The 24356-nt window shown below is 45.2% G+C and carries 24 protein-coding genes and 1 pseudogene; 6 read left to right on the top strand and 19 right to left on the bottom strand.

What is annotated here, in order from left to right:
• Positions 1 to 29: 29 nt before the first annotated feature.
• From TOLA_RS01660 to TOLA_RS01625, 9 genes are all read right to left on the bottom strand, one after another.
• Entirely contained in the window at positions 30 to 374 is a 345-nt protein-coding gene (locus TOLA_RS01660) for a carboxymuconolactone decarboxylase family protein (RefSeq protein WP_012728547.1), read from the bottom strand.
• Positions 375 to 403: 29 nt separating this feature from the next.
• The gene (locus TOLA_RS01655; RefSeq protein ID WP_012728546.1) at positions 404 to 2113 is read right to left on the bottom strand and encodes an FAD-dependent oxidoreductase; all 1710 of its coding nucleotides are present in this window, start codon (positions 2111 to 2113) and stop codon (positions 404 to 406) included.
• Between the two features lie 51 nt (positions 2114 to 2164).
• Positions 2165 to 3142, bottom strand: coding sequence for an SLAC1 anion channel family protein (locus TOLA_RS01650; RefSeq protein WP_012728545.1), 978 nt, complete (start codon positions 3140 to 3142; stop codon positions 2165 to 2167).
• Between the two features lie 54 nt (positions 3143 to 3196).
• Entirely contained in the window at positions 3197 to 3844 is a 648-nt protein-coding gene (locus TOLA_RS01645; RefSeq protein ID WP_012728544.1) for a peroxiredoxin, read from the bottom strand.
• Between the two features lie 100 nt (positions 3845 to 3944).
• Complete coding sequence (locus tag TOLA_RS16750) at positions 3945 to 4112, bottom strand: hypothetical protein (protein WP_012728543.1); 168 nt, start codon at positions 4110 to 4112, stop codon at positions 3945 to 3947.
• Entirely contained in the window at positions 4109 to 4654 is a 546-nt protein-coding gene (locus TOLA_RS01640; protein ID WP_012728542.1) for a NifB/NifX family molybdenum-iron cluster-binding protein, read from the bottom strand. Before TOLA_RS01640 ends, TOLA_RS16750 begins: the two co-directional genes overlap by 4 nt.
• Before the next feature lie 294 nt (positions 4655 to 4948).
• Positions 4949 to 5371: a ferric iron uptake transcriptional regulator gene (fur, locus tag TOLA_RS01635; RefSeq protein WP_012728541.1), complete on the bottom strand. Its 423-nt coding sequence runs from the start codon at positions 5369 to 5371 to the stop codon at positions 4949 to 4951.
• Positions 5372 to 5469: 98 nt separating this feature from the next.
• A complete protein-coding gene (dsbB, locus tag TOLA_RS01630) occupies positions 5470 to 5994 on the bottom strand; it encodes a disulfide bond formation protein DsbB (RefSeq protein ID WP_012728540.1) in 525 nt (174 codons plus the stop codon).
• 177 nt (positions 5995 to 6171) lie between these two features.
• Entirely contained in the window at positions 6172 to 6543 is a 372-nt protein-coding gene (locus tag TOLA_RS01625; RefSeq protein WP_012728539.1) for a TSUP family transporter, read from the bottom strand.
• A 191-nt stretch (positions 6544 to 6734) separates the two neighbouring features.
• Here TOLA_RS01625 and ykgO point away from each other — a divergent pair, with 191 nt between their 5' ends.
• Positions 6735 to 6860, top strand: coding sequence for a type B 50S ribosomal protein L36 (ykgO, locus tag TOLA_RS16425; RefSeq protein WP_012728538.1), 126 nt, complete (start codon positions 6735 to 6737; stop codon positions 6858 to 6860).
• Positions 6861 to 6985: 125 nt separating this feature from the next.
• On the opposite strand, the gene TOLA_RS01620 is transcribed toward ykgO, so the two are convergent.
• The 10 genes and pseudogenes from TOLA_RS01620 to glmU all read right to left on the bottom strand — a co-directional run bounded on the left by TOLA_RS01620 (position 6986) and on the right by glmU (position 19483).
• Positions 6986 to 7267, bottom strand: a complete 282-nt coding sequence (locus tag TOLA_RS01620; RefSeq protein WP_012728537.1) for a DUF134 domain-containing protein — start codon at positions 7265 to 7267, stop codon at positions 6986 to 6988.
• Between the two features lie 127 nt (positions 7268 to 7394).
• Positions 7395 to 9011 (bottom strand): Tn7-like element transposition protein TnsE, encoded by a 1617-nt coding sequence (locus TOLA_RS01615; protein ID WP_012728536.1) that lies wholly within the window; start codon positions 9009 to 9011, stop codon positions 7395 to 7397.
• Positions 9012 to 9022: 11 nt separating this feature from the next.
• The gene (locus tag TOLA_RS01610) at positions 9023 to 10540 is read right to left on the bottom strand and encodes a TnsD family Tn7-like transposition protein (RefSeq protein WP_012728535.1); all 1518 of its coding nucleotides are present in this window, start codon (positions 10538 to 10540) and stop codon (positions 9023 to 9025) included.
• A 4-nt stretch (positions 10541 to 10544) separates the two neighbouring features.
• Entirely contained in the window at positions 10545 to 10757 is a 213-nt protein-coding gene (locus tag TOLA_RS17040) for a hypothetical protein (RefSeq protein ID WP_425358052.1), read from the bottom strand.
• A gap of 609 nt (positions 10758 to 11366) precedes the next feature.
• Positions 11367 to 11909 (bottom strand): annotated as a pseudogene (locus TOLA_RS17035) (ATP-binding protein); the annotation flags it as partial.
• A 299-nt stretch (positions 11910 to 12208) separates the two neighbouring features.
• Positions 12209 to 14296 (bottom strand): DDE-type integrase/transposase/recombinase, encoded by a 2088-nt coding sequence (locus TOLA_RS01600; RefSeq protein WP_012728533.1) that lies wholly within the window; start codon positions 14294 to 14296, stop codon positions 12209 to 12211.
• On the bottom strand, positions 14280 to 15110 hold the full coding sequence (locus tag TOLA_RS01595) for a heteromeric transposase endonuclease subunit TnsA (RefSeq protein ID WP_012728532.1): 831 nt from the start codon (positions 15108 to 15110) through the stop codon (positions 14280 to 14282). The genes TOLA_RS01600 and TOLA_RS01595 overlap by 17 nt, the downstream gene beginning before the upstream one ends.
• Positions 15111 to 15269: 159 nt before the next feature.
• Entirely contained in the window at positions 15270 to 17105 is a 1836-nt protein-coding gene (gene glmS / locus TOLA_RS01590; RefSeq protein WP_012728531.1) for a glutamine--fructose-6-phosphate transaminase (isomerizing), read from the bottom strand.
• Between the two features lie 104 nt (positions 17106 to 17209).
• The gene (locus tag TOLA_RS01585; RefSeq protein ID WP_012728530.1) at positions 17210 to 17983 is read right to left on the bottom strand and encodes a DeoR/GlpR family DNA-binding transcription regulator; all 774 of its coding nucleotides are present in this window, start codon (positions 17981 to 17983) and stop codon (positions 17210 to 17212) included.
• 135 nt (positions 17984 to 18118) lie between these two features.
• A complete protein-coding gene (glmU, locus tag TOLA_RS01580) occupies positions 18119 to 19483 on the bottom strand; it encodes a bifunctional UDP-N-acetylglucosamine diphosphorylase/glucosamine-1-phosphate N-acetyltransferase GlmU (RefSeq protein ID WP_012728529.1) in 1365 nt (454 codons plus the stop codon).
• Positions 19484 to 19723: 240 nt separating this feature from the next.
• On the opposite strand from glmU, the gene TOLA_RS16280 reads away from it, so the two are divergent.
• The 5 genes from TOLA_RS16280 to TOLA_RS01555 all read left to right on the top strand — a co-directional run bounded on the left by TOLA_RS16280 (position 19724) and on the right by TOLA_RS01555 (position 24293).
• Positions 19724 to 20488, top strand: coding sequence for a helix-turn-helix transcriptional regulator (locus TOLA_RS16280; RefSeq protein ID WP_012728528.1), 765 nt, complete (start codon positions 19724 to 19726; stop codon positions 20486 to 20488).
• 177 nt (positions 20489 to 20665) lie between these two features.
• Entirely contained in the window at positions 20666 to 21517 is an 852-nt protein-coding gene (locus TOLA_RS01570; RefSeq protein WP_012728527.1) for a TOBE domain-containing protein, read from the top strand.
• 13 nt (positions 21518 to 21530) lie between these two features.
• Positions 21531 to 22208 carry a molybdate ABC transporter permease subunit gene (modB, locus tag TOLA_RS01565; protein WP_012728526.1) on the top strand — a complete coding sequence of 226 codons (678 nt, stop codon included), beginning with the start codon at positions 21531 to 21533 and terminating at the stop codon, positions 22206 to 22208.
• A complete protein-coding gene (gene modC, locus TOLA_RS01560; protein ID WP_012728525.1) occupies positions 22201 to 23286 on the top strand; it encodes a molybdenum ABC transporter ATP-binding protein in 1086 nt (361 codons plus the stop codon). Before modB ends, modC begins: the two co-directional genes overlap by 8 nt.
• A 95-nt stretch (positions 23287 to 23381) precedes the next feature.
• Positions 23382 to 24293 (top strand): O-acetylserine/cysteine exporter, encoded by a 912-nt coding sequence (locus TOLA_RS01555; protein ID WP_012728524.1) that lies wholly within the window; start codon positions 23382 to 23384, stop codon positions 24291 to 24293.
• Positions 24294 to 24356: the final 63 nt, after the last annotated feature.

The raw sequence follows: 24356 nt of genomic DNA, 5'->3' as shown, positions 1-24356 counted from the left end.
AGGATATCGCCTTCCTGAATATCACTGAGTTATTCGGCAGAGAGCTCTTCGACCGCCGCCAGTGCCTGTGTACCATAAATAATCGCCGGACCACCGCCCATCAATACAGCCACATCGATTGTTTCAATCAGTTCTTGTTTTGTTGCGCCAGCTTTCAGTGCTGCCGCGACATGCGCGCCAATGCAACCATCACAACGGGCTGCAATAGCAATGCCGGTAGCAATCAGCTCTTTATGCTTAATACTGACAGCGCCTTCAACCATCGCCGCCTTGTGCAAAGCCAAAAAAGCATTCATGGTATCCGGGCTGGCCTTGCGATATGCCGAACCGAACTGCCGTTGATCCTGATTAATTTCTTTGTAACTTTTAGCCATGATGACTCCTTATTTATAAACAGAAATTATTAAAATTTTGTGGTGACCATTTGATAGGTTTTGAATCCACCGGTCAGATTGCGGGCTTTAAACCCGTGTTGAATCAACATCCGGCAGGCGACATGCCCTCGTAAACCAACCTGACAGGCAACCAGAATCTCTTTATCTTTCGGCAATTCGTGTAACCGCTGACGCAATTGATCCAGTGGAATATTGATGGCATCAGGGAAAGTGCCGGATGCTTCCAATTCAGGCGGATTGCGAACATCTAATACGATTTGATCTGACGCGCCGAGTAATAACTCTTCCGAGTGGCAAACCGCTTCATCACCTTTAAGAATATTTGATGCCACCATGCCAGCCTGATTGACAACATCACGGGCTGAACCGAAGGGCGGAGCATAGGTGAGTTCCAGATCCTGCAATGTATAAACGCTCATCCGCGCTCGCTGAGCAACGGCCAAGACGTCGATGCGTTTATCTACACCATCCAGCCCAGCCGCCTGAGCGCCTAAAATTTCACCATCCGTCGGATTAAACAATAATTTCAACGTAACCGGATGCGCACCCGGGTAATAACTGGCATGGCTGGCGGTATGAACGTAAATTTTTTCATAAGGCAGTTTTAGGCGTTTCAGCGTTTTTTCATTCAAGCCCGTACTGCCGATCGCCATGTCAAACAGCTTACAAATAGATGTACCTTGTGTACGTCGATATATTTCGCGGCGCCCCAGCATATTATCCGCAGCGATACGCCCTTGACGGTTTGCAGGGCCAGCAAGTGGCACCAGCGAAGGTAATGCGGTCACAAAATCTTCGGTTTCAACCACATCACCAACCGCAAAGATGTCAGGATCAGAAGTACACATCCGGGCATCAACTTTGATCCCACCTCGGGCACCCAACTCGATACCCGCTTGATTTGCCAACATGGTTTCGGGTTTGACACCAATCGCCAGCACAACCAGTCCGGTTTTCAGCATCTCGCCGGTACTCAACATCAATTCCAGCGTGTTGGTATGTTCAATTTGCTTATCATATTCACCTGTTGCCTCAGGCTCTGCAGGTTGGATCTCCAGCTCTGTCACTGCCGCCAATCCGGTATTCAGGCGTAAATCGACCCCTTTCTCGACCAATTCCTGATGCAGCATATTGGCCATTTCGCGGTCTACCGGCGCCATAACCTGATCGGACAACTCCAGTAATGTCACCTTGATCCCACGATGGTGTAATGCCTCAACCATTTCCAGCCCGATAAAACCACCACCGACAACAGTGGCATGTTGTGGTTGATTCAGTAACAAGGAAGATAGTATTTGATCCATATCCGGAATATTACGCAGACTAAAGACATAGTGACTGTTGATACCAGGAATCGGCGGTTTAACCGGTGAAGCGCCAGGGCTCAGCAATAACTTATCGTAGGATTCCTGATAGATTTCCCCCGTTAAAACCCGACGCACTGTGACTTCTTTTTTATGTTTGTCGATAGCAATAACTTCATTGAAAACCCGAACATCCACATTAAACCGGTGGCGGAAACTCTCTGGTGTTTGCAGCAATAAGGCGTCTCTGGCTTCAATCTCTCCGCTGATGTGATAGGGCAAACCACAATTCGCAAAAGAAACAAATTCTCCTCGTTCAAGCACAATAATTTCTGCGGTTTCTGATAAACGACGCGCTCTGGCCGCAGCCGATGCACCGCCAGCAACACCACCGATGATCACAATTTTAGTCATAGTCGATTCCTGCAAGTCAGATAATGAATAATTTAAGCAACCACATTGTTTTTATTCAGGTCGGCACAATTCACCGGCAATAACTGCTTTGCAGGTTCTGACCACAAGCCACAGCACCAAAAGCGACAATATGGAAATCAATGCCATAAATAAAACGTTAAAAAGAGGTAACGCGGTAAACATAAACATTTTCTTCGTGGCTATCGTCAATGCAGCAACCGGAAAGGAATATGCCCATGAAGAAAGAAAAAATGGAAGGCGGATAAAACGCAGCACATTACTGAAGAGTAGCAGGCTGAGAAACAAAGCAATGTAATAGAGGACCCGACCAAAGTTATCTAATCCGCCCACCAAGCCACTGTATGAAACAAATCCAACGGATGGTGGTGCCAGAAGAATAAACAACATCGGCGTCAAACGGGCTGGCAAGGGCTCATGAAAAAACAAGCGGTAAAGCACAATCGTCAACAACACCAGCCAGAAGACCAGACCAATGCTGAAGAAAAACCAGCTAACCTCAGTGTAAGCAAAATGGGAACCGGTAATAGGCACAATAATGTTACCCACCACGGGAATAAACCAACTCGGATTAGCATGTGACAATGTGTAATGCGAATGATGGATCCAACTGCTCATGACATACAGAGTCAGGCAAAATTGAATCACGGCGCCACAAAGCCACAATCCAAATGAAATCTGCGAGTAATCCTGCCAAGCCACAGACAGTAGTAACAAACTAATTGAAAATGCAGGGAAAAAATTAAGACGAACAGGATGGCGTAACTCATCCAGTACAGCTGATGGATAACGCAAAAGTTTCACGGCATAAAACGATGTGATGACAACCATCACCAGTGATGTAAACAACATCAACATGAATGGAATAGCAGCTGGTGTCGGTTGTCCAGCCGCTTTCCAGGCCAGTGTTACTCCGCTTAACCCCATCACGATTGAAAAAAAAGACACCGGAAAATGCAATAACCGGCTTTGTTCGGCAACAATGCCATGATCTGTCTGGATATTACTCATACTGACCTCAGTAAAAGAAGACAGGGGCTCTACATCTCCCCCGTCTTAACGGAGTTATAATTTACGTTTACTGAAATACCAGTCTGTGTAGTTAAAGCCTTCGCTTTTACGTGCTTCTGCCGCCATCGTCGTGGCTGGCGGCGGAACAATGACTTCATCTCCCGGCTGCCAATTTTCAGGAGTTGCACAAACATTGTTATCTGTGGTTTGTAAAGCTTTAACCAGACGGAGGATCTCTGCGACAGAACGGCCATTACTCATTGGGTAATACAGCATAGCCCGCAAAACACCGTCAGGATCAATGACAAATGTTGCTCGCACAGCCGAGGTATCACTAGCCCCTGGCTGAACCATGCCATAAGAACGAGCGACCGCCATATTCAAATCAGCAATGATGGGAAAATTGATCTCAACGCCAAAGTTATCTTTAATGCTACGCGCCCAAGCAATATGAGCATGAACACCATCAATCGATAACCCCAGTAATTCACAGTTCAGAGCTTTAAAATCACCACCGGCTTTCGCAAATCCCATAAACTCTGTCGTGCATACTGGCGTAAAATCAGCAGGGTGTGAGAACAAAATCAACCATTTACCTTTGTAATCAGACAGACTTAACATGCCATGTGTTGTTTTAGCTGTAAACGAAGGTGCGGCTTCATTTAAACGCGGCATAGCAACATTATTTCCGGCTTCAGTCATTATAAACTCCTTGGTTAGAGCTATACATTAGGGACATCTAATAAATAAAGGATACTTTAGTTTTTGGCATATTCCAATAAAAAATATAAATTTCATAAAATCAAAAATGAATAGTTGTCTCTTTACCACTTTCGGCATTGTTGTTTTTTTCTTCTGATAGAACTGATTTTTCAACTGCTTTTGTTAGCAAGAAAAAGAAGCCCATCATCGCTACAGCAATGATCAGTAGTGAAATAAAACCCGCTAAAACGGCAATCCAAATATTCATGAATGACAGCAACGCCCTTTGCCATGACCATGGCCAGTTTTTTGTGCATCACTCCGATTCTGACAGCAACGTCCGGCACCATGTTGATGATGTGAATGCTCGTGCTGTCCGTCTTGTCCACAACAGGATTGATGCGGTTCATGTCCATCATGCTCACAACCACATCCACCATTCGCTTGTTTAGCTTCATAGTTCAATGATTGACGGCCTTGTGATGAGCTGGTCATTAATACCAACTTATTTGCTTGGGCACTCACCAACTCCTGTACATTTTGTCGACCACAACTCGTTTGAAATACAGCAAATTGGCTTTCGAGCAATTTGCCCAGAATTCGCTCACCAATATTTCGGACAATCACACGCTTAGCATTTTCTGCAAGCAACATGGCGAGCAGATCTTTTTTTCCTGAACAATTTGCATTCAGTGCAGGGTTTGCCTTACGGGATAAAACATCTCCGTTTTCATTAACAAAAACAAAACTATCAGCCTTAGTAAAATGGCTGGCTACACGATCTTCCTTCATGGGAATAGCTGTAATCATCAGACGTGACTCCTATATCAAAATAACTGAGAGGTCTTTCCCGATCCTGATAACTTCCTGCAAATTACAGCAACGAGTTCTGACCTGAGGTAGCCAATTACTACCGTTCCCTGACGCGACATTGCCTTTCAAACATTCACATCCGAAAAATCAGGAACAGCAGTAACTGGCATATGCAAACTATAGGTCTTTTATTTGGCATATGCAATATACAAATGAATAAAATTCAACCTTTGGTTTAAAGACAGGCAGTAAACGTCCACAGATGAACGCCCACTGACTATTCAGAAAAAGTCAGTTCTTGAGTTTGCAGTCAGGATCAGAACAGTAACCAAACAGACACAAATGATGATGACTCAATTGAATGCCATATTGCTCAGCAATCTCTTTCTGTCTTTGCTCAATGAGGGGGTCAAAAAATTCAACTATCTTTCCACAACGTAGGCACACAAGATGATCATGGTGCTCTTTCGATTTCAGTTCATAGTAAGCCTTACTGCCCTCGAAATGATGCCGTTCGAGCATACCCGCTTTTTCAAGCTGATTAAGTACTCTGTATACCGTTGCCTGGCCAACATCAGCACCATTCAGACGCAGATCTCTGAAAATATCTTCAGCACTGAAATGACGTTCATCCGCATCAGATAAATAATCAAGAACGGACATACGCTGATTCGTAATTTTAAGCCCTGCTTTTTTTAGTTTTTTTATGCTCATGCATCGCTCCGCATGTACTAGTGCCGCAAACAATTTAAAAAGTTCCTGTGTCTATATCATCACTGACAGATCGTTATACCGATTTATAAATAGCAAACTCATTCAGCCAAATACTTATGTGTCAGCAAATTAGCAGCGACAATGACAATCCAGACAATCAGATAAACACTAAAAATAAGCACTAGCCATTGGGGTAATTCCCAGCCCCACAAATTCCATTGACGTTCAGAACACTCGGCCAGAGGCTTAAACCACCAAGGGAACCAAATATCCAACGGTAACCAAGCAGGAAAATCAGGAAAAAATGCACAAGAATTGAATGGTGATGGATGAAGCAAATAATCAACATGTCTGAGTGACAGCTGCAAACCCCGATAAATACTCAACCCCCACAAGATCAGCCCACCCCAACGCCACAGACTTTTAGCTGGGTCTATCAGCGCAATCAAAGCGGAACCAAATAACCCAATCACGGCAAGGCGCTCATAAATACACATCAGGCATGGCCGTAAACCGAGCCCATGCTGAAACAACAAAGCACACACTTCGAGAAATACGGCTGATAGCCCCAGCAAGAGCCAGGCAGAACGTTCCCTCGTGATATGACGCAACCAGAAGGTCATGCATCCTCTCCTTTAATTAATTAGCATATGCCATATAACAATAAATTATTGGCATATGCAATATTAATTAGCGGTTTTAGATAGCAGAATCTCTCACCTGTTCAATCTGAACAGGTATTCTAATTGTCAATTTGATAAGTGATTATAGACGGCAGGCAGGATACCCAGGCTGAGAACTCAACCGGATGTGGCATCATAAATAATGTATCCACCAAGGAGGATCAAAAAAATACCGAAGAGTAACTTCATCATAACTGGATCAATGCCCACAGAGAATTTTGAGCCAAACCAGCTTCCCACAACCACCATCACAGCAATGATCATTGCTGCTTTCATATCAACCGCACCTTGTCGGTAATATTCCATGACCGCCGCAATGCCAACTGGGGGTAATAAAATAGCGAGACTTGTACCGGTTGCCAATTTCTGACTAAATCCAAGCCCGTACATCAGCGCCGGTACAATCAAAATACCACCGCCAATGCCAAACAAGCCCGATAACACACCCGCTGACAACCCTATCAGAGCTAACCCAATTAATAATAACATTTATCAATAAACCTTATTGTCCATGAGGTGATGTATAGCACCCAATGCCAGTAAACCTTAGATATGCCTACCATTAGTTGTACGCATAAACTTCGGCCATTTATCCTATCAACAACAATAATGTCCAATTACTTCGCTGAGAATGATTAATATGTTACGTTATAACATATCACCCATAACACGGAATCATCATGAAAGTATTATCTTCATTGAAAAGCGCTAAAACCCGTCATCCGGATTGTCAAATAGTCAAACGTCGAGGGAGGGTATTTGTTATCTGCAAAACCAACCCTCGCTTTAAAGCACGTCAGGGTTAAGGTTGAAATAATTGGACTATTTTCCCGGAAAATAAGCAAAATCGGGAATATAGTCCTTCAGTTCTGGGCTCCACGTATTGAAAGCAAACGAATATGCGTAAGTAAACAGAGTGTTAGTTAAATCGTTAATCCGGCTGATGCATCATCAGTGCCTTACCATGCACTAAACAGTCAACGACTTTACAGCGGGCAGCCTTAACCAAATTTGCAAGAGTCTGGCGTGAAACCCCCATCACAACAGCGGCATCCTGCTGAAGCATACCCTGTAAATCAACCAGCCGAAGTGCTTCAAATTCATCCGGCGCTAAATCAATTCGCTCAAGCTCACTCATTGGAATACCGTTTGGCTTAAAACAGCTATCCGCTGGTTTACCACAAATATTCCGGGGGATCTTAGGGCGTCCCATAGGCATTCCTTTATAGCATATGCAATAAACATATTGTTTCACAAAATATAGTGATTTAATAGAATAAGATTACTTCATCTGGTGCTCGTAGCTTCAGACGTTGAAATACTCTATGGCGAAAAGATAATTATCTTATCCTTTCTATATCTGCGAATACACGCCCAGCCCAACTTTCTAAAGCATCAACCGGAATATTCCCCGCCTGAGCACCTTGATGCTGAGGATGGTTCGTTCCTTTATGGCCTTTTTCACCATACAAATCATCAAGTAAGGCAGTTGGCCATGAGAGTCTTTTGGATATAACCCCTTCGCGTATTGATTTAAAATTCTCTAGCCAATCTTTATCGCCAGCCCCATATAATATTTTCGTTGATATCATTTTTTCACCATCTGACGTATCAATTTCAAGTAACCTGACGGTGACGTTCGTTGTTTTGATTTTTACATATTGAATGACTCTCTGGAGACCATTAGCAAGGAGATGTTTTCGCGAACGACCAACCTTTGGCAATTCAATCATCTTAGTATCAAGCTTTGTACAGCCATGCTTATGTTCCAGTATTTTCAACATATCATTGAAGCTCTGAAAGCGGCTGGCACACTCTTTCTCTTTATCAGATAGATCTTGTTTACCGCCGACATCAGCACTGGGTAATGTTCCGCCTTGGTGAGCATCACTTGTGCTTACTTTTTCCCCTGCTAATATGCCGTTGTCACCGTTTTCACTAACCTTAGTGATGTCTTTTTCTTTTGTTTTTTTGGTCACTGAACATGGTTTAGAGAAACTAACCCATAAACGACCATCGTCTAAAACAATGGTGTTGTTTTCATCGGATGCAGATTCAATATCATCAATGCTTAATTCATCCGGTCTAACATGCCATGACTGACTATCACCGCCCCCCTCAAGAGCCGTGTGCTCTTTTGGTTTTCGTCGGATAAACGAAGGGTTATGAAATTGAACACTATCAGGCATTTCACTATCAATTTCGACCCCGATAATTTCATGCACCAAATAGGCTTGTTGTTTATGAGACATTTTCCCTTTCACATGAAATTTCCAATTCGTCATATCTGGCGGATCAAAATTAAACGTCCATCGCTCCCAAGTTTTATCGCTTTGCCGTTCTTTATCTAACCGTCGGTAAATACTTTCAAATGATTGCAATGCAGCCTTATTCGTCAGCAGCCAAGCAAGGATCATTCTCGTACCATTCTGATCAAAAGCATCTAATGGAAACGTTGTTGTTTTTAATACATGGATATCAACGTGTCCCTCAGAATTCTTCGGTTTCACATCAAATTCTAAGGATAAATGTGTCGTGCTCGTACAAGCTCTGCATAGATACGAATCGATCAAGAAGATTGCTTTGGCTAATTCTAATTGGGGAATATAAATAGTGGGCTGATTACGTTGTTTGATTTTAAACGCTTTTTGCGTCCCTTCAGCCCGCACCACCGACTCATAATCACTCAGCTCAGAAAAATCACTGAGAAATACTGATTCAATTTGATGTTTTGGCCTCAAGTGAATGATTCTGTCAACGGATGAACGATCAGGTTTCGTTGCATTAATTATTTTGTCTCGACTCAGCAATGGCAAATTAGCGAATCGAGTATATTTCTTATCCTGGATAGGACTTCCGAATACATTGATTTTCCAATCCTTCGTACCAATTTTTTTAAATAAATCGCCGATATGAACGATACGAACATTTTCATCAAAACCTTCTATCGGAACCATAACTTCTCCATTCATAAATAGGTCAGTGAATCTAAAATTTTCATGGTATCTGGTGTAATTCTTTGTTCGCTCAGCCCCACATTCCGAAATAAACTCCAGCGTCTTATTTCCATGTGTTTTTCTCTAGACTCCACAATGAATTGAGATATCCGTCTCAATTGATATTCCGTCACAGACTCTGCATAACGGACTAAAAATTGATGGGTGAGTGGTAGTTTGTGTAATTTTTTAGCGACCGAGTTTTTATGAGGTAATTGATTTAAAAGCCATGTGGCAGACATCCGTTGATGTACAGGATGATTTTCAGATAACAGATGAATTCTGATTAAATGCCTTACTAATTGTCGGTCACGCAAATGCCAATCAACTCGATTGTTAACCGTTTTTAACGGTCTTTTTTGCTGTTCATTAAACGTAAGCAACCAATCCCGATCATGCCGGTAAAGCCAAGCATATAAAGAACCACCCGTCGCTTGATGCCTGGCCGGTTTAACGCCATGTTGTAAAACTAATGCTTCCCATTTTTGGCGATACATTCGACATTCATCTGATATGGAAATGGCATTATCAACGCTGGATTGACTCTTTTTGAGCACTGTTTCGGGTGCATATCGACGGACTTTAATGAAGATCTCAGAAACTGAAAGTGCAGGGACTAACGCTTGCCACACGATGAGATGTTCAAAAAAACTGAATGATTTTCGATGCTTACGAAAAATAGACCGCAACCAAAAACTGTTACTTTGTGATTGCTTCAATAAACCTTTGTTTTCCAAATAACGAATATCGAACCGAGAACACACTAAATTCAAAATTTTCTCATGATCAACCTGCTTACCTCTGCCGCATCCACTTTCCGTAGCAATTTCATGATAAAAATGTGTCCATTGCGCAAAGGTGGGTGATTGTTGCGCTGGTTGTTCAAGAAGCTCTGCGGCAGCCAGTGCAAGAGGAAGGTCATTGGCAACGTATTTATTACTCGTCTTCGTTGTGAAACATGCAGGATTTAAAGGTACGAACTGATGCCGATGCTCATCTAAATGAATAGACGTATCAATTAAACAACCATGCTCTGGGCAAACTGGTAATTCAGGTAAAAACCAATCGCGTTGCCAATAATATTCCCCATAGGTGTGTAGCTGTCGTTCCATGCAAATAGGACAGAAACGAAAAGTACGGACAGATTTAATTCTTGATGTAGCAACACCGAGCATCAAGTGAACCGCACCATCAGCTCTGTCAGACATGCGCTTTATCGCTTTCTGCCGTATGTGTTCCGGCACAAAAGGAGCGTAAAGTGGAAACAATGTGTGTTTGTACACCAATGTTTCTAAATCATATAGTCCAGTGCCACTTAACAATCCCACAATTGATTGTAGGTGGCTGGGTAGATCAAGCGTGGCGATGACCTTTCTATCGGCAAATACCTCATCCAGCAGTTGTTTGGGGCTTACCAGACCGAAATAAACACCAGCCCGCGCGACAGTGCTGTAAATCAATTCATTAGGATGCGGGGCCGGTAATTTCATCGCGTTATCCTGCTTTTTGCAAAATGTCGCTGAGCTTTAAGATATATCCCGCTTTGACCATCTCATTGTAAATTGCTGTTGGAGCGGAATTTTGCGAATACATATACCGTAAACTGTCAGTTTGCAACGTATCCCAATCTTTTGATTTTATGATGCTTGTTTGTTTTTTTGGCTTAGCGATTTCAGAAGGAGTATCAACTTCGCCAACCGATGTCATTAACCATTCTAGAATAATAGGAAGTAGCTGTTGTCTGGTTAACTGTGGATGTTGACTAAATGCATTACGGATCGTTTTTACCAGTAATGTAGAATCATAATCCTCTTGCAGCATCATATAGATACGTTGTTCATCTTCGGTTGGAAGTTCTTTCATCGCGAGTGTTGCTGGCGTTTCTTGCGAAATTGAAGAAATCTTTTGTTGTAATTGAATCAGCCTTTTGTCCATTTCTGGAACCATGAGATCAGAATAGCGAGCAATACGTTCAGGAATACCAGAGCGTAATGCGTCCAACATTGGATGAACCGGTATCAGGTCATCGTCATAAACCTGTTGTAGCAGCCCTGTTGTGATCCGTTCTTTACCTATAGCCAATGCTCTTAATTGCGCCAAGATAAAAAGCTTCACCACGATATCCATAACTCCTTGGCTGAGATCAAACCATAGAGCTCGAATATCATCAGAAAGTAATAGATCACGCTTTTGCAGTAGTTGCAGTTTCCAGAGATTATTTGTAAACCCGATCCATTCGTTATTCGGTGCACCCTTGACATATTGCGGCATTGGTTCCCAATATATCGCCCCGAACCCTGCGCCTCGTCGTGCAGAACGCAGATCCGCTTCGAAAATATCACGCGCTTTGGGTGTTCCAATCAGCATCACCGGCACGCCGATTGTATTCACCATCGTGACAAAAAAGTTCAGCATTTCCTGAGAACCACCAGATTTTGAACGACTGAGATGCTGAATTTCATCAATAACTAGCAGGCCCAAGGCATGTGCATTCGCAATCTGAGCCATCAATGCCAGCATGGTTTCAATACCATGCTTTTTTAACCCATATCGTTTTTCGTAATTTTCACCAAGCGCACGATCTAATGCCCTGAAAAAATTAAGACAAATTTCTTTCAATGAACCATTATGAGAACAGTCAATTTTAAGATAAACAACCTGCTCAAGATTCATCTCTGGGTGATAAATCACTTGAGGGTACGCTGATAAGATGCGTTTTAACGAGGTAGTTTTTCCACAACCAGAACAACCAATCAAAAGCAGACTCTGAGCCGTCGAACCGACATCATCATATCGAAATGCAGAAAGTTCACCACGTTGAACCCGCTCATATCCATTTTGGAGATGTCGCTGTAGCATCCCATTCTGGGGATTGCGGCCTACATATCCACCCCTGATCATGATGGAAACTCGTTCGTTTAACGCCATATGCGAACTCAGTGGTTGAAAAAAATCATCTTGAATTCGACAAATGTTGTGTGCCCGAATCACTCTAGATTGAGCTAAATCCGATGCTTCAAATTTCAGCGTTGCTTTCAGATCAAGTGTTGCATCATAAGCATCCAGCAATGGCGGTAATGCCTCGATCAAAGGGTTTGCTTTATAGGCTTCAACACCTGTATCCCTGTAAATTGCTGTAATACGGGATGTTGTCATGTTTATTCATCCTCATCAGTTTCAAATAACCCAGGGATAAAGGATGGATAGCTATAATCATCCTCTGAACTCTGAAGTGGGATCACTTCAGCGATATTCTGTTCTGGCTGAACTGTATTAGATTTTGTTCTTTGCTGGCGCTCTTGTTCACGGGCTTCTTTTTTATTAGAGCGAATTTGCTGAATTCGCTGTTGATTTGATTCTTGAATATTTGGTAATAACTTCTTCGATTCCGCAATGACACCCTGAATAAAATCATCCAATTCCCGACGATGTACATCCTCATCAAATTTTGCGTTTGCTTGGGAATGCTTCTCTTCTTTTTGAATATCCCAAACTTGCCAGAATGTCATGCCTCTGAATCGTCGGCTTTGTTCTGTAAGCGAGCAAATCCAATAGCCTCGGCTACCAGATTGAGGAAAAAGATAAATTGTATCGGCACAACCAGGATCATACGCGGCTTCTAGTTTATCTGGTCGATTCACCTCCTGACTGCGAAGCAACCACCCCTCACGTAACATTTCTGAACTGGTGTAATACATTCCCCATAGGCAAACACCGGATGTAGAAACACTGACTTTTTCCCGAGGTAATACTGCAATTCTTAAAAACTCAGGATCAACAGTTCGTAGCCGACCCGTTCGGTTTTGCAGGCCCCACCGCCATAAATAGATTGGTATTGAAGGCATATCTATCGGTAAATCAGCATCACGATCATATTTGGTTAAAACATGGTGGTTATTTCTAAAGAGAATCGATCTGATGATAATACGAGCAAAATCCGAGATTGTTATGGCTGCATTCAGCCGATAATCCTGTTCACCATGTTTTTTGATTTTATTTCCAACAACAACCCCTGGTGCATAAGGTTTGAATTCCGCTTGTAGTGTTTTAAAACAGCGTTCAACGATCCCTTTCGCATCACCTCGTCTGGGTGGCGCACTTTCAATACGAACATTGAATGTACTGATGAGTGAGTCCAATTGGTTACTCATCAACTCGCCTCTATCGGCTAAAACAACATCAGGTAAACCGATACACGGCCAATCATCCACTGAGATATTCAGTCCAAGAGAATGGCATATTTCAGTTTTATCAACACATGCATTAATGAATGCCTGCATTGCAACCACATAGGACGGATTATCAAACCCGATATAAAATCCGACAATCATTCGGCTAAAAACATCAATGACAATATATAGCGTTGGCCTACCAATAATTTTACTTCTATCGTCATCGGCAACTAAATATATATCCGCAATAGTCGCATCAATTTCATAGCGGCTACCTGGACCAAATGAGGCTGCGGTTGCAGTACCTGTAAGCGGCCTAACATCTTTTTTATATATACCGTCATCAGTTCTAGCCTTAACTCTGACTGATTGGTCATATTCTCGTTTGTAAAAATATTCAAATTGCCTACGTGTTGGCAAATTTTCTTTACTAACATCTGGATAATATTGAATAAATTTACTTTTAAAGTCTCGGAGTACTTTGGCAATACTTAACTGAGTTGATGCGAGTAACTTTTCTTCTATAGCTAATCGCATTAATCTTTCTATGTTTTCATCTATTTTTATTCCGACACTATCACCATATTGGCGCTTTCTGCCTACTTTATTAGTATTCGTTGCCGCTCTTTTCTTATTTGGAGCACCTTGGTTTTTGAAATCAGGAAGCAATGCATTTAACGTTTGTCCTCGTTGCCAATATTGTCTTAACAAACGATAAATATTTGCTTTGGTCGCGATACCGGTTTGTTCTACATGTTTTATGCGTTGTGCTCGTACCGTTGTATCAAAACATTGATCATCGAAGATAACAGGGGATATAACCTGATATGCATGTTCCCTTTTCTTAAATGCAGCCGAATCAACTAGCGGTTCTTCATGAATCAAATAGGCGTAAGGATCTTGAGATCGGACCAATCGACCATTGTCCATCCACTCAATAAGTTGCAGGTGAAGAACTAATTTTGGAATGCCTTTGTTTTCATCAATATTGATCCAGATGATTTCACTTTGATGTATGTGCAAAATTCGATAGCGGACATCATCAAAAGACAATACTTCATTGATTTTCCACATAAAGAAACGGCTCCATACCATTCAATTGCATAAATTTTATATCTGCGATTTTTAACTGATGAACAGGTTTTCTGATATCAAAAACAGCGAGTCTATTAGCCATAAGAAGTCTGAGATCTCGAAGTGATTGACCGAGTTCGAGTTCATACGCTAAATCAATATGCTTACAAGCATCGATAACAGAGAACTCTGAAAATCTCGCGACAGCAGCAGGCAAAAATGCCATGGTCTCTGATATTTGTTTAGTTGATGTAATGTCATCTATTTTTACGGAGTAAAGCCATTCAATGTTTTTGCGAATTTGCACATCAATGTCTTGTTCAGTAATCGTGACCCACGGAATACCTTTTTGTTGCCAATAACAACGTTCTAAATCAAGTTTTTCAATGGTTCGTGGGTCTTTGAAGGATTCCTGATATTTCACTTGAACAGCAAATTGAGCCGGAAATGGGTCTTTCGCATCAATCAGAAAATCCGTCGTCATGACCAGATCAACACCTTGAGTAACGGGATGTTTTATTCCTTCTCTCTGAGCAATGATACGAGTGTCATCGCGTATCAAAGGAAATTGCTCCCGAATGTCCAGAACACTTTCTGACCAGTCAAATAAGAGAAATGTCGCAAGTTCCAGATCAGACAATAAATGATGAATGCGTTTTGTTTTGTGAGAGAAAATACGATGAGATCGACCATCGGAAGGGACATCCTGAACGCGTAGCCATGGTTGATACTTTTCGACATAGCCTTGCCCACGACCATCCTTGATCCGCTGTTCAATCAGTTTTTCCGATAAGAAGTAATTTTTACGTGCCATAAAAAAGTCCAGGATGCTTTTTAATCAAGCATAGCTGGACTTTTATAGTTTTCAAATATAATGTCAAGTTTACATATATTTTGTCAAACTTTACGAATTTAATGTCAAGTTTAAGAATATAATGTTAACCAACATCTCCCTGTTTTTACTGCTGTATTATTATTCGACTGTAACCGATTTAGCCAGATTGCGCGGCTGATCCACATCGGTACCTTTGATTAGTGCGATATGATAAGCCAGCAACTGCATCGGGATGGTGTACACAATTGGCGCAATAATGTCTGCAACGCTTTCCATCGGCATAACCCGCATGGTGTCGTCACTGCTGAAACCAGCAGCCCGATCAGCAAACACATACAACAAACCACCACGCGCACGCACTTCTTCCACGTTCGATTTCAGTTTTTCCAGCAATTCATTGTTAGGAGCGACCACAATGATTGGCATTTCGCTATCGATCAATGCCAGCGGGCCATGCTTCAATTCGCCAGCAGCATAAGCTTCCGCATGAATATAACTGATCTCTTTCAGTTTCAGCGCACCTTCCATCGCGATCGGATATTGATCACCGCGACCTAAAAACAGGCTGTGCTGTTTATTGGCAAATTGTTCCGCCAATGGCTCAATCTGTTTATCCAGTTTCAGAGCCTGTTCGATTTGTGAAGGCAAGGCCTGTAATGCACTGGCAACACAACGCTCATCTGTTTCGGTCATCTGACCATTGCAACGACCAATTGCAGTCACCAGCATCAGCAGACCTGTTAACTGAGTAGTAAATGCTTTGGTAGAAGCGACACCGATTTCAGCACCGGCGCGGGTCATAAAGGCCAGGTCGGATTCCCGTACCAATGAAGAGCCCGGCACATTACATAGTGTCAGACTTGCCATATAACCCAGCTCCTTCGCCAGGCGCAGTGCTGCGAGGGTATCAGCCGTTTCACCTGACTGAGACAGGGTGATGATCAGACTGTTCGGATGCACAACGGATTTGCGATAACGGAACTCAGAGGCAATTTCAATGTTACAGGAAACGCCAGCCAGCGATTCAAACCAGTAACGTGCGACCATGCCGGAATGGTAAGAAGTACCACAGGCAACAATCTGCACATGTTTTACTTTCTGGAAAATTTCACGAGCATGCGTACCGAAAGCTTCAGGCACAATATGATTGCCAACTAACCGGCCTTCCAGTGTGTTCAGGATCGCTTGTGGCTGTTCGTAAATCTCTTTCTGCATATAATGACGATAATGACCTTTATCACCGGCATCGTGCGATAATTCAGATTCAATTTCTGCGCGTTCTACCGGCTGACCAGCCACGTTAAAGATCTGTACACCACGACGGGTAACTTCCGCGACATCACCCTCTTCCAGGAAAATAAAACGACGGGTAACCGGCAATAACGCCAGCTGATCAGATGCGATGAAGTTCTCGCCCAGACCGCGACCGATAACAAGCGGAGAACCGGAACGGGCAACAACCAGACGGGAAGGATCACGACGATCCATAAGTACCGTACCGTAAGCACCACGCAGATCTTTCACTGTAGTTTGCAGTGCCTGCAACAGGCTATCTGAGGTTTTCAGGTAATGATGCACCAGATGAACGATGACTTCGGTATCAGTCTGGGAAACAAATTCGTAGCCTAAACCCTGCAGCTTTTCCCGCAGTTCTTCATAGTTTTCGATAATACCGTTATGTACTACTGCCAGATCGCCATTCGACACATGTGGATGCGCGTTAGCTTCGGAAGGTTCGCCATGCGTCGCCCAACGGGTATGCGCAATACCAATACCGCCGGACAAAGGTTGTTGCTCCAGTGCAGCCGCTAATTCCTGCACCTTACCTAAACGACGCACACGCTGTAATTCACCTTGCGGGCTTATAATTGCCACACCGGCTGAGTCGTAACCGCGATATTCCAGACGACGAAGGCCTTCCACCAGAATTTCAGCGATATCACGTTGAGCTACTGCACCGACGATTCCACACATGTTTATTTTTCTCCAATCTGCTCAGACTTGGTATATAGAACGCAGAGACATCACTGTAAGTTTGCTTGCTTATCTATATACGAAATATTCGTTTAATTAAGTTATCAACCTGTTACCGGCACACGAATGACCCGCACACCATGTTGTTCAATTTGTACTTTCAGTTCTTCCCCAATCCCGTCATCGGTGATCAGGGTATCAATCGCACTCCACGGCAGCTCCAGATTCGGAATGCGACGGCCAAACTTTTCAGAATCCACCAGCACAATGACTTCACGTGCGACTTCCGCCATTACCCGGGACAGACCAACCAACTCATTGAAGGTTATCGTGCCACGAGCCGGATCAACACCATCGGCACCGATAAACAGCTGATCAAAATCATAGGAACGCAACACCTGCTCCGCGACTTGCCCCTGAAAAGCTTCAGAATGCGGATCCCAGGTCCCGCCGGTCATTAACAATGTTGGTTCATTTTCCAGTTCACGCAGTGCCTGTGCGACTGTCAGTGAGTTAGTCATGACCACCAGACCGCGTTTTGTCGCCAGCAACGGGATCATGGCTCCCGTGGTACTGCCGCTGTCGATAATGATGCGGTTATGATCACGGATATGCTGAACAGCGGCCTGAGCGATGGCTAACTTTCGTTTCGAAACTTTGGCCGGAACTTCCTCTGCCAGAATTTCTGACGGCAGTGGAATGGCACCACCATAACGACGCAGCAACACTCCACTACGTTCCAGCTCGGCCAGGTCTTTACGAATGGTGACTTCTGACGTTTCAAAACGCTGTGACAGATCTTCGACGCTGACTTCACCCTGCTCATTCAACAGAGAGATAATGGCATGCCGGCGCTGCTGTGTGTTTCGCTTGATCATCACTTTTGTTTCGATTCGAAATTTAACGAGCAGTATATGCTTACAAAAAGAAAGTTCAAGCAGATGAAAAAGGTTTTTCCCGGGGAAATTTAAGAGCCCACACAGACGGTGGGCCGGAAATACGCGGATGGACGTTTATTTCTTTTGTTTTACCGGACGGTGCCAACCGGTAATGTGGTGCTGGCGCACCCGGGTCAGAACCAGTTCATCTTCCCCTACATCGCGGGTGATGGTGGAGCCTGCCCCCAGCGTGGCCCCTTTTGCGACTCTCACAGGCGCTACCAGCTGAGTATCAGAGCCGACGAAGACATCGTCCTCAATGATAGTTTTATGTTTATTGGCACCATCATAATTGCAGGTGATCGTTCCCGCGCCGATATTTACATTAGCGCCAATCTCGCTGTCGCCAAGATAGGAAAGATGGCCGGCTTTTGAACCCAGCCCCAGTCTGGCATTTTTCAGTTCGACAAAGTTTCCCACATGCGCCTGAGCAGCCAGTTCGGCACCCGGACGTAACCGGGCAAATGGGCCAACAGTACAGCCTTCAGCCAGTACAGAACCTTCAATAATGGAATATGGGCTGATAATGCTGTCATCCGCAATCCGGCAGTTTTTAAGAACGCAGCCGGCCCCAATCTGCACACGATGCCCCAGCTCAACCTGTCCTTCAATGATCACATTCACATCAAGCAATACATCTTCACCACACTGCAGGGTCCCACGCAGATCAAAACGTGCAGGATCGAGCAGCGTCACCCCTTCCAGCATCAGCTGTTCTGCAGCTCGCTTCTGGTAGAAACGCTCCAGTTGTGCCAGTTGCAGACGATTATTTGCACCTTCCACTTCCTGCGCGCAGACAGGCTGTGCGGTCTGAATTGAACTGCCGGAATGATGTGCCGCAGCAATCACATCCGTCAGATAATATTCGCCCTGCGCATTCAGATTGGTTAAGCCGGACAGCCATTGTTTAAGCTGTTTCGCAGGCGCCACCAGCACACCGGTATTTACCTCATTGATCAATTGTTGTTCTGCTGTGGCATCTTTTTGTTCCACAATACCGACGACCTGCCCGTCAGCCCGCAAAATGCGACCATAACCGGTCGGATTAGCCAGTGATACCGTCAGCAGACCGATACCATTAGCAGGCTGGATAGTCAGCAAGGTTTCTAAAGTGACCGGACTAATCAGAGGTGTGTCGCCGTATAACACCAATACTTTGGCATGATCTGGAATTGTCGGCATAGCCTGCGCCACCGCGTGACCGGTACCGAGCTGTTCAGCCTGCAGAACCCATTCGACATCAGCATCGTTTAATCTGGCCTGCATTGCCTCTCCGCCATGCCCGTAAACCAGATGGATCTTCTCCGCATTTAAACTACGCGCAGTATCAATCACATGGCTGACCATGGGACGTCCGGCAACCGGATGAAGGACTTTAGGTAAAGATGAACGCATACGGGTACCTTTACCCGCGGCAAGAATAACGACATGCAGAGACATAACGAACCTCGATCGATACAGATGTCGCTATTCTAGAAGAAAACGGCTGGCCCGGCACAGAACTATCCAATGCAAATTAACAGAATCAAATTTTATGCCATTCAATCCAATCTGACCCTGTCAGATTTTCTTGGTGCGTCCGCACTGAATTAAATGCGCAAAATATGTCACATCATGTATCTTATTTTACCGTAGTCAACTGACAACTAATTACTAATAAAAACGCGGGATAACAACATAATGCAAAATTTTACTTTTCCTCAGGAAGAGCAGCACTTTCGTATCCAAAACTGCAAAACCCCTCAGATGCTGGCTAATCAGCTGACAATATTATGTGCAGCCAATAACTTTGAGTATTACCAGTTATGCCTGACATTACGTCGCGGCCTGCAACAAACGGATCTTACTCTGCTGACGCAAACACCGGACAACTGGGCAGAGCACTATGCTAAAAACAACACGATCCAGAATGATTCATTATATCAGCGCGCGCAAACCCAAAGCCGGCCATTATTCTGGCAGTCTGAAGCCAAACCGGAACATGAAAATTTCCTCCCGATGGACTGCTGGCGGCAGTTTGGAATGGAAGAAGGGATAGCAGTACCGTTGCATGGTCCTGCTGGTTTTTGTGGTTATTTTGCATTGAGCCGTCACAAGAAAGAACCGATCCGGCTTCAGGACTTTTTTCACTTAAGCTATCTGGGACATATTCTCCAGGAACAGGCAATTCAGCTGTTTTCTCCGGAACAATCAAATCTTTCCGGCCGGGAAAAAGAATGTCTGTTCTGGGTGAGTGAAGGTAAAACTTCATGGGAAATTGCACAGATCCTGGGTATTACAGAGCGCACCGTAAACTTTCATCTGAATAATGCCATCCGGAAGAGCGGCTGTAAGAACCGCTATCAGACAGTGGCAAAAAATATTATTACCGGTGAACTGGCACACACAGTGACCCGAATCAATCTGACCCATCTGCTCCAGAGTCCGCAATCCCTCTCTGCCTGACACCTGAAATACAGACGCAGCATGTTTGCTGCGTCTGCACCTGAAGAAATATTGTATCCGGGAACAATTGTTGCACTCCCCGAATTCATCAGTATCTGTTTTGTGCCGTTTTAAAGCACGATAAACGGGTCGTTATATGAAAAAACGCATAACAACTATGAATTCAGAGAGGTAGATATGTCCAGGCGCCTAACATCGACTCAGCCGTCATTGCTGGGGGAATTGAAATTATGCACCGAAGTAGGGCCCTCTTTAGGGGATTCCCGGATCCAATTGCTGGAAGCAATTGAAAGACTCGGTTCATTATCACAGGCCGCAAAGTCGATCCCCCTGTCATACCGTGCCGCCTGGGATGCACTGGATGAAATGAACAATCTGGCGGAGCAACCGCTGGTGATACGCACCGCCGGTGGTAAAAACGGCGGGGGCACACAACTGACCGCTTACGGAAAACAGGCTGTCGCCTTATATCGTGCATTGCAGACGGAATATCAGCAGGCCCTGGCCCGGATTCAACAACAGCTGCAGAGAGCATCGTGTCAGCAAGGCAATGATTATTATGATATTGGCCAATTTCGTCGCTTACTTCGCCGTATCTCAATGCGCAGCAGTGCCCGTAATCAATTTATAGGCACTGTGGTCGCGATGCATACCGCACCGGTGGATTTCGAGGTGACCCTGCAGCTCAGTGACAATGTACAACTGATTGCCGTGATCACCCGTGAGTCAGCAGAAACTCTGGGCATCGCCTTGGGTCAAGAATTGTATGCCCTGGTGAAATCATCGTCAGTAATGCTCGTGACTGATCGTCAGCTGAAATTATCGCCCCGTAATCAGCTCTGGGGACAAATCAGCAAAATTCATCAGGGACCGGTCAACAGCGAAGTGGTAATCAACTTACCGGGAGATAAGAGCGTATGTGCAGTGGTGACGACAGAAAGCGTCAACACCATGCAACTGATGGAAAATCAGGAGGTCTGTGCCGCATTCAAGGCATCCTCGGTGTTGCTGTGCGGTTATTCCGGATGAAGAGACGACAAAAGTGACCGAACAGGACTGGAGCACGGTCTGGCTGACGCTGAAACTGGCGCTGCTGGTGACCGGAATTTTGTTATTGATTGCAACACCACTGGCCTGGTGGCTGGCGCAAACCCGTAGCCGGTATAAACCCTTATTTAATGCGGCATTAAGCTTGCCGATGGTGTTACCGCCAACGGTATTGGGTTTTTATCTGTTGTTACTGCTGGGGCCTCACGGACCGGCCGGAAAGCTGCTTATCGCCCTGGATTGGCAAGCACTGCCTTTTAGTTTCAACGGAATTGTACTCGGCGCGGTCTTACACAGTTTACCGTTTGCTATTCAGCCCATTCAGAATGCTTTTGAAGCCATCGGCCGGCGGCCATTAGAGGTAGCGGCAACGTTGCGCGCTTCACCTGTTGATTGCTTTTTTTCTGTCGCACTTCCTCTGGCCCGGCCTGGTCTGGTCACCGCAGCGGTCATGGCATTTTGCCACAGTATCGGTGAGTTCGGTGTCGTGCTGATGATTGGTGGCAGCATTCCCGGAGAAACCAAGGTGTTATCGATACTGCTGTATGAGCATGTGGAAAATCAGGAGTATCAGCAGGCACACTGGCTGGCGGGAGGCATGGTGATATTTGCAATGCTGGCCCTGATGTTGATCTACTGGTTCGGCAATAGCCGGAGAACACATCATGCATGATATTGAAATTCGCTTATGCTGGTCACGCAGTGAATTTCAGCTGGATGTTGCGTTACAGCTTCCCGGACAAGGCGTCAGTGCGCTGTTTGGTCCTTCCGGCTGCGGTAAAACAACCTGTCTGCGGGCAATAGCAGGACTGGAGAAATTGCCGGATGCTTATATCGCTATCGGTGATGAAGTCTGGCAGGATTCCGCCCGGAATATTTTCATCCCGCCCCACCAACGTGCCCTCGGTTATGTCTTTCAGGAAGCCAGTCTGTTTCCGCATCTATCCGTAGAACAAAACTTGCTGTTCGGCGTAAAACGCCTTCCGCCCCAGCATCCGAAAGCCGACCAGAGTTATATCTGTCAGCTGTTAGGTATTCAGTCGCTGTTGCAGCGGCACCCTCATCAACTCTCCGGAGGAGAACGTCAGCGGGTCGCCATCGCCCGCGCACTGCTGCTGGCACCCAGGATCTTGCTGATGGATGAACCTTTGTCGGCGCTCGATCAGGCAAGAAAACAGGAAATTCTGCCCTATCTGGAACGCTTGCACCGACAGCTTTCTATTCCGATCATTTATGTCAGTCATGCTGCTGATGAAGTTTCCCGGCTGGCAGATCATCTGGTCTTGCTACAGCAGGGAAAAGTTGTGGCTAGCGGCGCATTGAATGAAACCTTAACACGTCTGGATTTGCCGGCAGATTTCACCGAACAGGCGGGCGTGGTATGGGAGATGACATTACACGAACTGGAAGATGACGGGCTGGCGGAATTAAAAACCAAGACATCCGATCAGATGTCATTACTGGTGGCCCAAACCGCACAGGCACTGGGTAGCAGTGTCCGCTGCCGGATTGATGCCCGCGATGTCAGCCTGAGTCTGCATAAAGCCGTTGATTCCAGTATTCTGAATCTTTTGCCTGCAACCATAACCGGTATGGTGCCGGCAGATACCCCCGGGCATTTACTGATTAAATTACAGGCAGGCCAGCAGCCGCTACTTGCCAGAATAACCCAGCGTTCTGCAAAAGCGTTGCAGTTACAGAGCGGAATGACGGTGTGGGCCCAAATAAAAGCAGTGGCACTGCTGGAGTAAGCCATTCCGGCGATAAAGATGAAGCTGTACCGCCGGTATCCGATATAACAGGTCAGGATTATACTAATCTATTGTCATCAAAAGGATCATTCACCATGTCGCCCAAAGACTGGGGGTTTGCATTACTGATTGTTTTCGCCTGGGGTTTTAACTTTGTCATCATTCACTGGGGACTGGATGGTGTACCGCCCTTGTTACTTGGTGCGCTGCGTTTCACTCTGGTTGCCTTCCCCGCCATCCTGTTCGTTCCCCGGCCCCGGATCTCCTGGCGCTGGTTGCTGGCATATGGCCTCACGATCAGTTTTGGTCAGTTTGCCTTCCTGTTTACAGCCATGAAGATTGGCATGCCAGCCGGTATTGCCTCATTAGTTTTGCAATCTCAGGTATTGTTTACCCTGTTGTTTGCAGCCTTGTTGTTACGGGAACATTGGCTGCCACATCAGCCGTTTACTCTGGGTATTGCGGCGCTGGGACTGTTCGTACTGGCGACGCAACAGGGGCAAAATGGTATGACGCTGGCTGGTTTTCTGCTGACCGTGGCCGCTGCCGCCAGTTGGGGGATGGGAAATATCATCAACCGCTACATTACCCGGGAAGGTTCACTGAACCTGCTCAGTCTGGTGGTATGGAGTGGCCTGATTCCGCCGGTTCCCTTTTTCATCGCTTCATATTGGCTGGAAGGCCCCGCGCTGATCGCTGAAAGTCTGCAACAAATCCAGCTGCACTCTGTTTTGGCCGTGGTTTATCTGGCGCTGGTCGCCACGCTCTATGGCTATGTGGCCTGGGGACGTCTGCTGCAGCGTTATCCGGTCGCGCAGGTAGCGCCATTAACATTGCTGGTGCCATTAGTCGGCTTAATGTGCGCCCGCTTGTTTCTGGATGAACAACTGACCCGCTGGCAATGGCTGGGGATTTTGCTGGTTCTTCTGGGTCTGGTGCTGAATATTTTCTGGCCCCGGTACCTCAGACTTCGTCGGCAAAGTGCACAGCAGCAACCCAAAGCCTGAGCGGATGCGGTACAGAAATAAAAGAATGTAAAGCTTCGCCAGTGTTCCGCCGGCAGCCGATAT

The organism is Tolumonas auensis DSM 9187 (genome assembly GCF_000023065.1).
In the GTDB taxonomy this organism is placed as follows: Bacteria; Pseudomonadota; Gammaproteobacteria; order Enterobacterales; family Aeromonadaceae; genus Tolumonas; species Tolumonas auensis.
This window is presented reverse-complemented; position numbering and strand designations above follow the sequence as displayed.

What these genes read in the sequence shown, in the direction of transcription:
- modC (WP_012728525.1), top strand. Translation starts at nt 22,201, where the DNA reads ATGCATGATATTGAAATTCGCTTATGCTGGTCACGCAGTGAATTTCAG.
- TOLA_RS01610 (WP_012728535.1), bottom strand. Translation starts at nt 10,540, where the DNA reads ATGAAATTACCGGCCCCGCATCCTAATGAATTGATTTACAGCACTGTC.
- TOLA_RS01555 (WP_012728524.1), top strand. Translation starts at nt 23,382, where the DNA reads ATGTCGCCCAAAGACTGGGGGTTTGCATTACTGATTGTTTTCGCCTGG.
- ykgO (WP_012728538.1), top strand. Translation starts at nt 6,735, where the DNA reads ATGAAAGTATTATCTTCATTGAAAAGCGCTAAAACCCGTCATCCGGAT.
- TOLA_RS01595 (WP_012728532.1), bottom strand. Translation starts at nt 15,110, where the DNA reads ATGGCACGTAAAAATTACTTCTTATCGGAAAAACTGATTGAACAGCGG.
- glmU (WP_012728529.1), bottom strand. Translation starts at nt 19,483, where the DNA reads ATGTCTCTGCATGTCGTTATTCTTGCCGCGGGTAAAGGTACCCGTATG.
- TOLA_RS01660 (WP_012728547.1), bottom strand. Translation starts at nt 374, where the DNA reads ATGGCTAAAAGTTACAAAGAAATTAATCAGGATCAACGGCAGTTCGGT.
- dsbB (WP_012728540.1), bottom strand. Translation starts at nt 5,994, where the DNA reads ATGACCTTCTGGTTGCGTCATATCACGAGGGAACGTTCTGCCTGGCTC.
- TOLA_RS16750 (WP_012728543.1), bottom strand. Translation starts at nt 4,112, where the DNA reads ATGAATATTTGGATTGCCGTTTTAGCGGGTTTTATTTCACTACTGATC.
- TOLA_RS01625 (WP_012728539.1), bottom strand. Translation starts at nt 6,543, where the DNA reads ATGTTATTATTAATTGGGTTAGCTCTGATAGGGTTGTCAGCGGGTGTG.
- TOLA_RS01645 (WP_012728544.1), bottom strand. Translation starts at nt 3,844, where the DNA reads ATGACTGAAGCCGGAAATAATGTTGCTATGCCGCGTTTAAATGAAGCC.
- TOLA_RS01650 (WP_012728545.1), bottom strand. Translation starts at nt 3,142, where the DNA reads ATGAGTAATATCCAGACAGATCATGGCATTGTTGCCGAACAAAGCCGG.
- TOLA_RS01570 (WP_012728527.1), top strand. Translation starts at nt 20,666, where the DNA reads ATGTCCAGGCGCCTAACATCGACTCAGCCGTCATTGCTGGGGGAATTG.
- TOLA_RS16280 (WP_012728528.1), top strand. Translation starts at nt 19,724, where the DNA reads ATGCAAAATTTTACTTTTCCTCAGGAAGAGCAGCACTTTCGTATCCAA.
- TOLA_RS01620 (WP_012728537.1), bottom strand. Translation starts at nt 7,267, where the DNA reads ATGGGACGCCCTAAGATCCCCCGGAATATTTGTGGTAAACCAGCGGAT.
- glmS (WP_012728531.1), bottom strand. Translation starts at nt 17,105, where the DNA reads ATGTGTGGAATCGTCGGTGCAGTAGCTCAACGTGATATCGCTGAAATT.
- TOLA_RS01655 (WP_012728546.1), bottom strand. Translation starts at nt 2,113, where the DNA reads ATGACTAAAATTGTGATCATCGGTGGTGTTGCTGGCGGTGCATCGGCT.
- fur (WP_012728541.1), bottom strand. Translation starts at nt 5,371, where the DNA reads ATGAGCATAAAAAAACTAAAAAAAGCAGGGCTTAAAATTACGAATCAG.
- TOLA_RS01640 (WP_012728542.1), bottom strand. Translation starts at nt 4,654, where the DNA reads ATGATTACAGCTATTCCCATGAAGGAAGATCGTGTAGCCAGCCATTTT.
- TOLA_RS01615 (WP_012728536.1), bottom strand. Translation starts at nt 9,011, where the DNA reads ATGGTTCCGATAGAAGGTTTTGATGAAAATGTTCGTATCGTTCATATC.
- TOLA_RS01585 (WP_012728530.1), bottom strand. Translation starts at nt 17,983, where the DNA reads ATGATCAAGCGAAACACACAGCAGCGCCGGCATGCCATTATCTCTCTG.
- TOLA_RS01600 (WP_012728533.1), bottom strand. Translation starts at nt 14,296, where the DNA reads ATGTGGAAAATCAATGAAGTATTGTCTTTTGATGATGTCCGCTATCGA.
- TOLA_RS17040 (WP_425358052.1), bottom strand. Translation starts at nt 10,757, where the DNA reads ATGACATCGGTTGGCGAAGTTGATACTCCTTCTGAAATCGCTAAGCCA.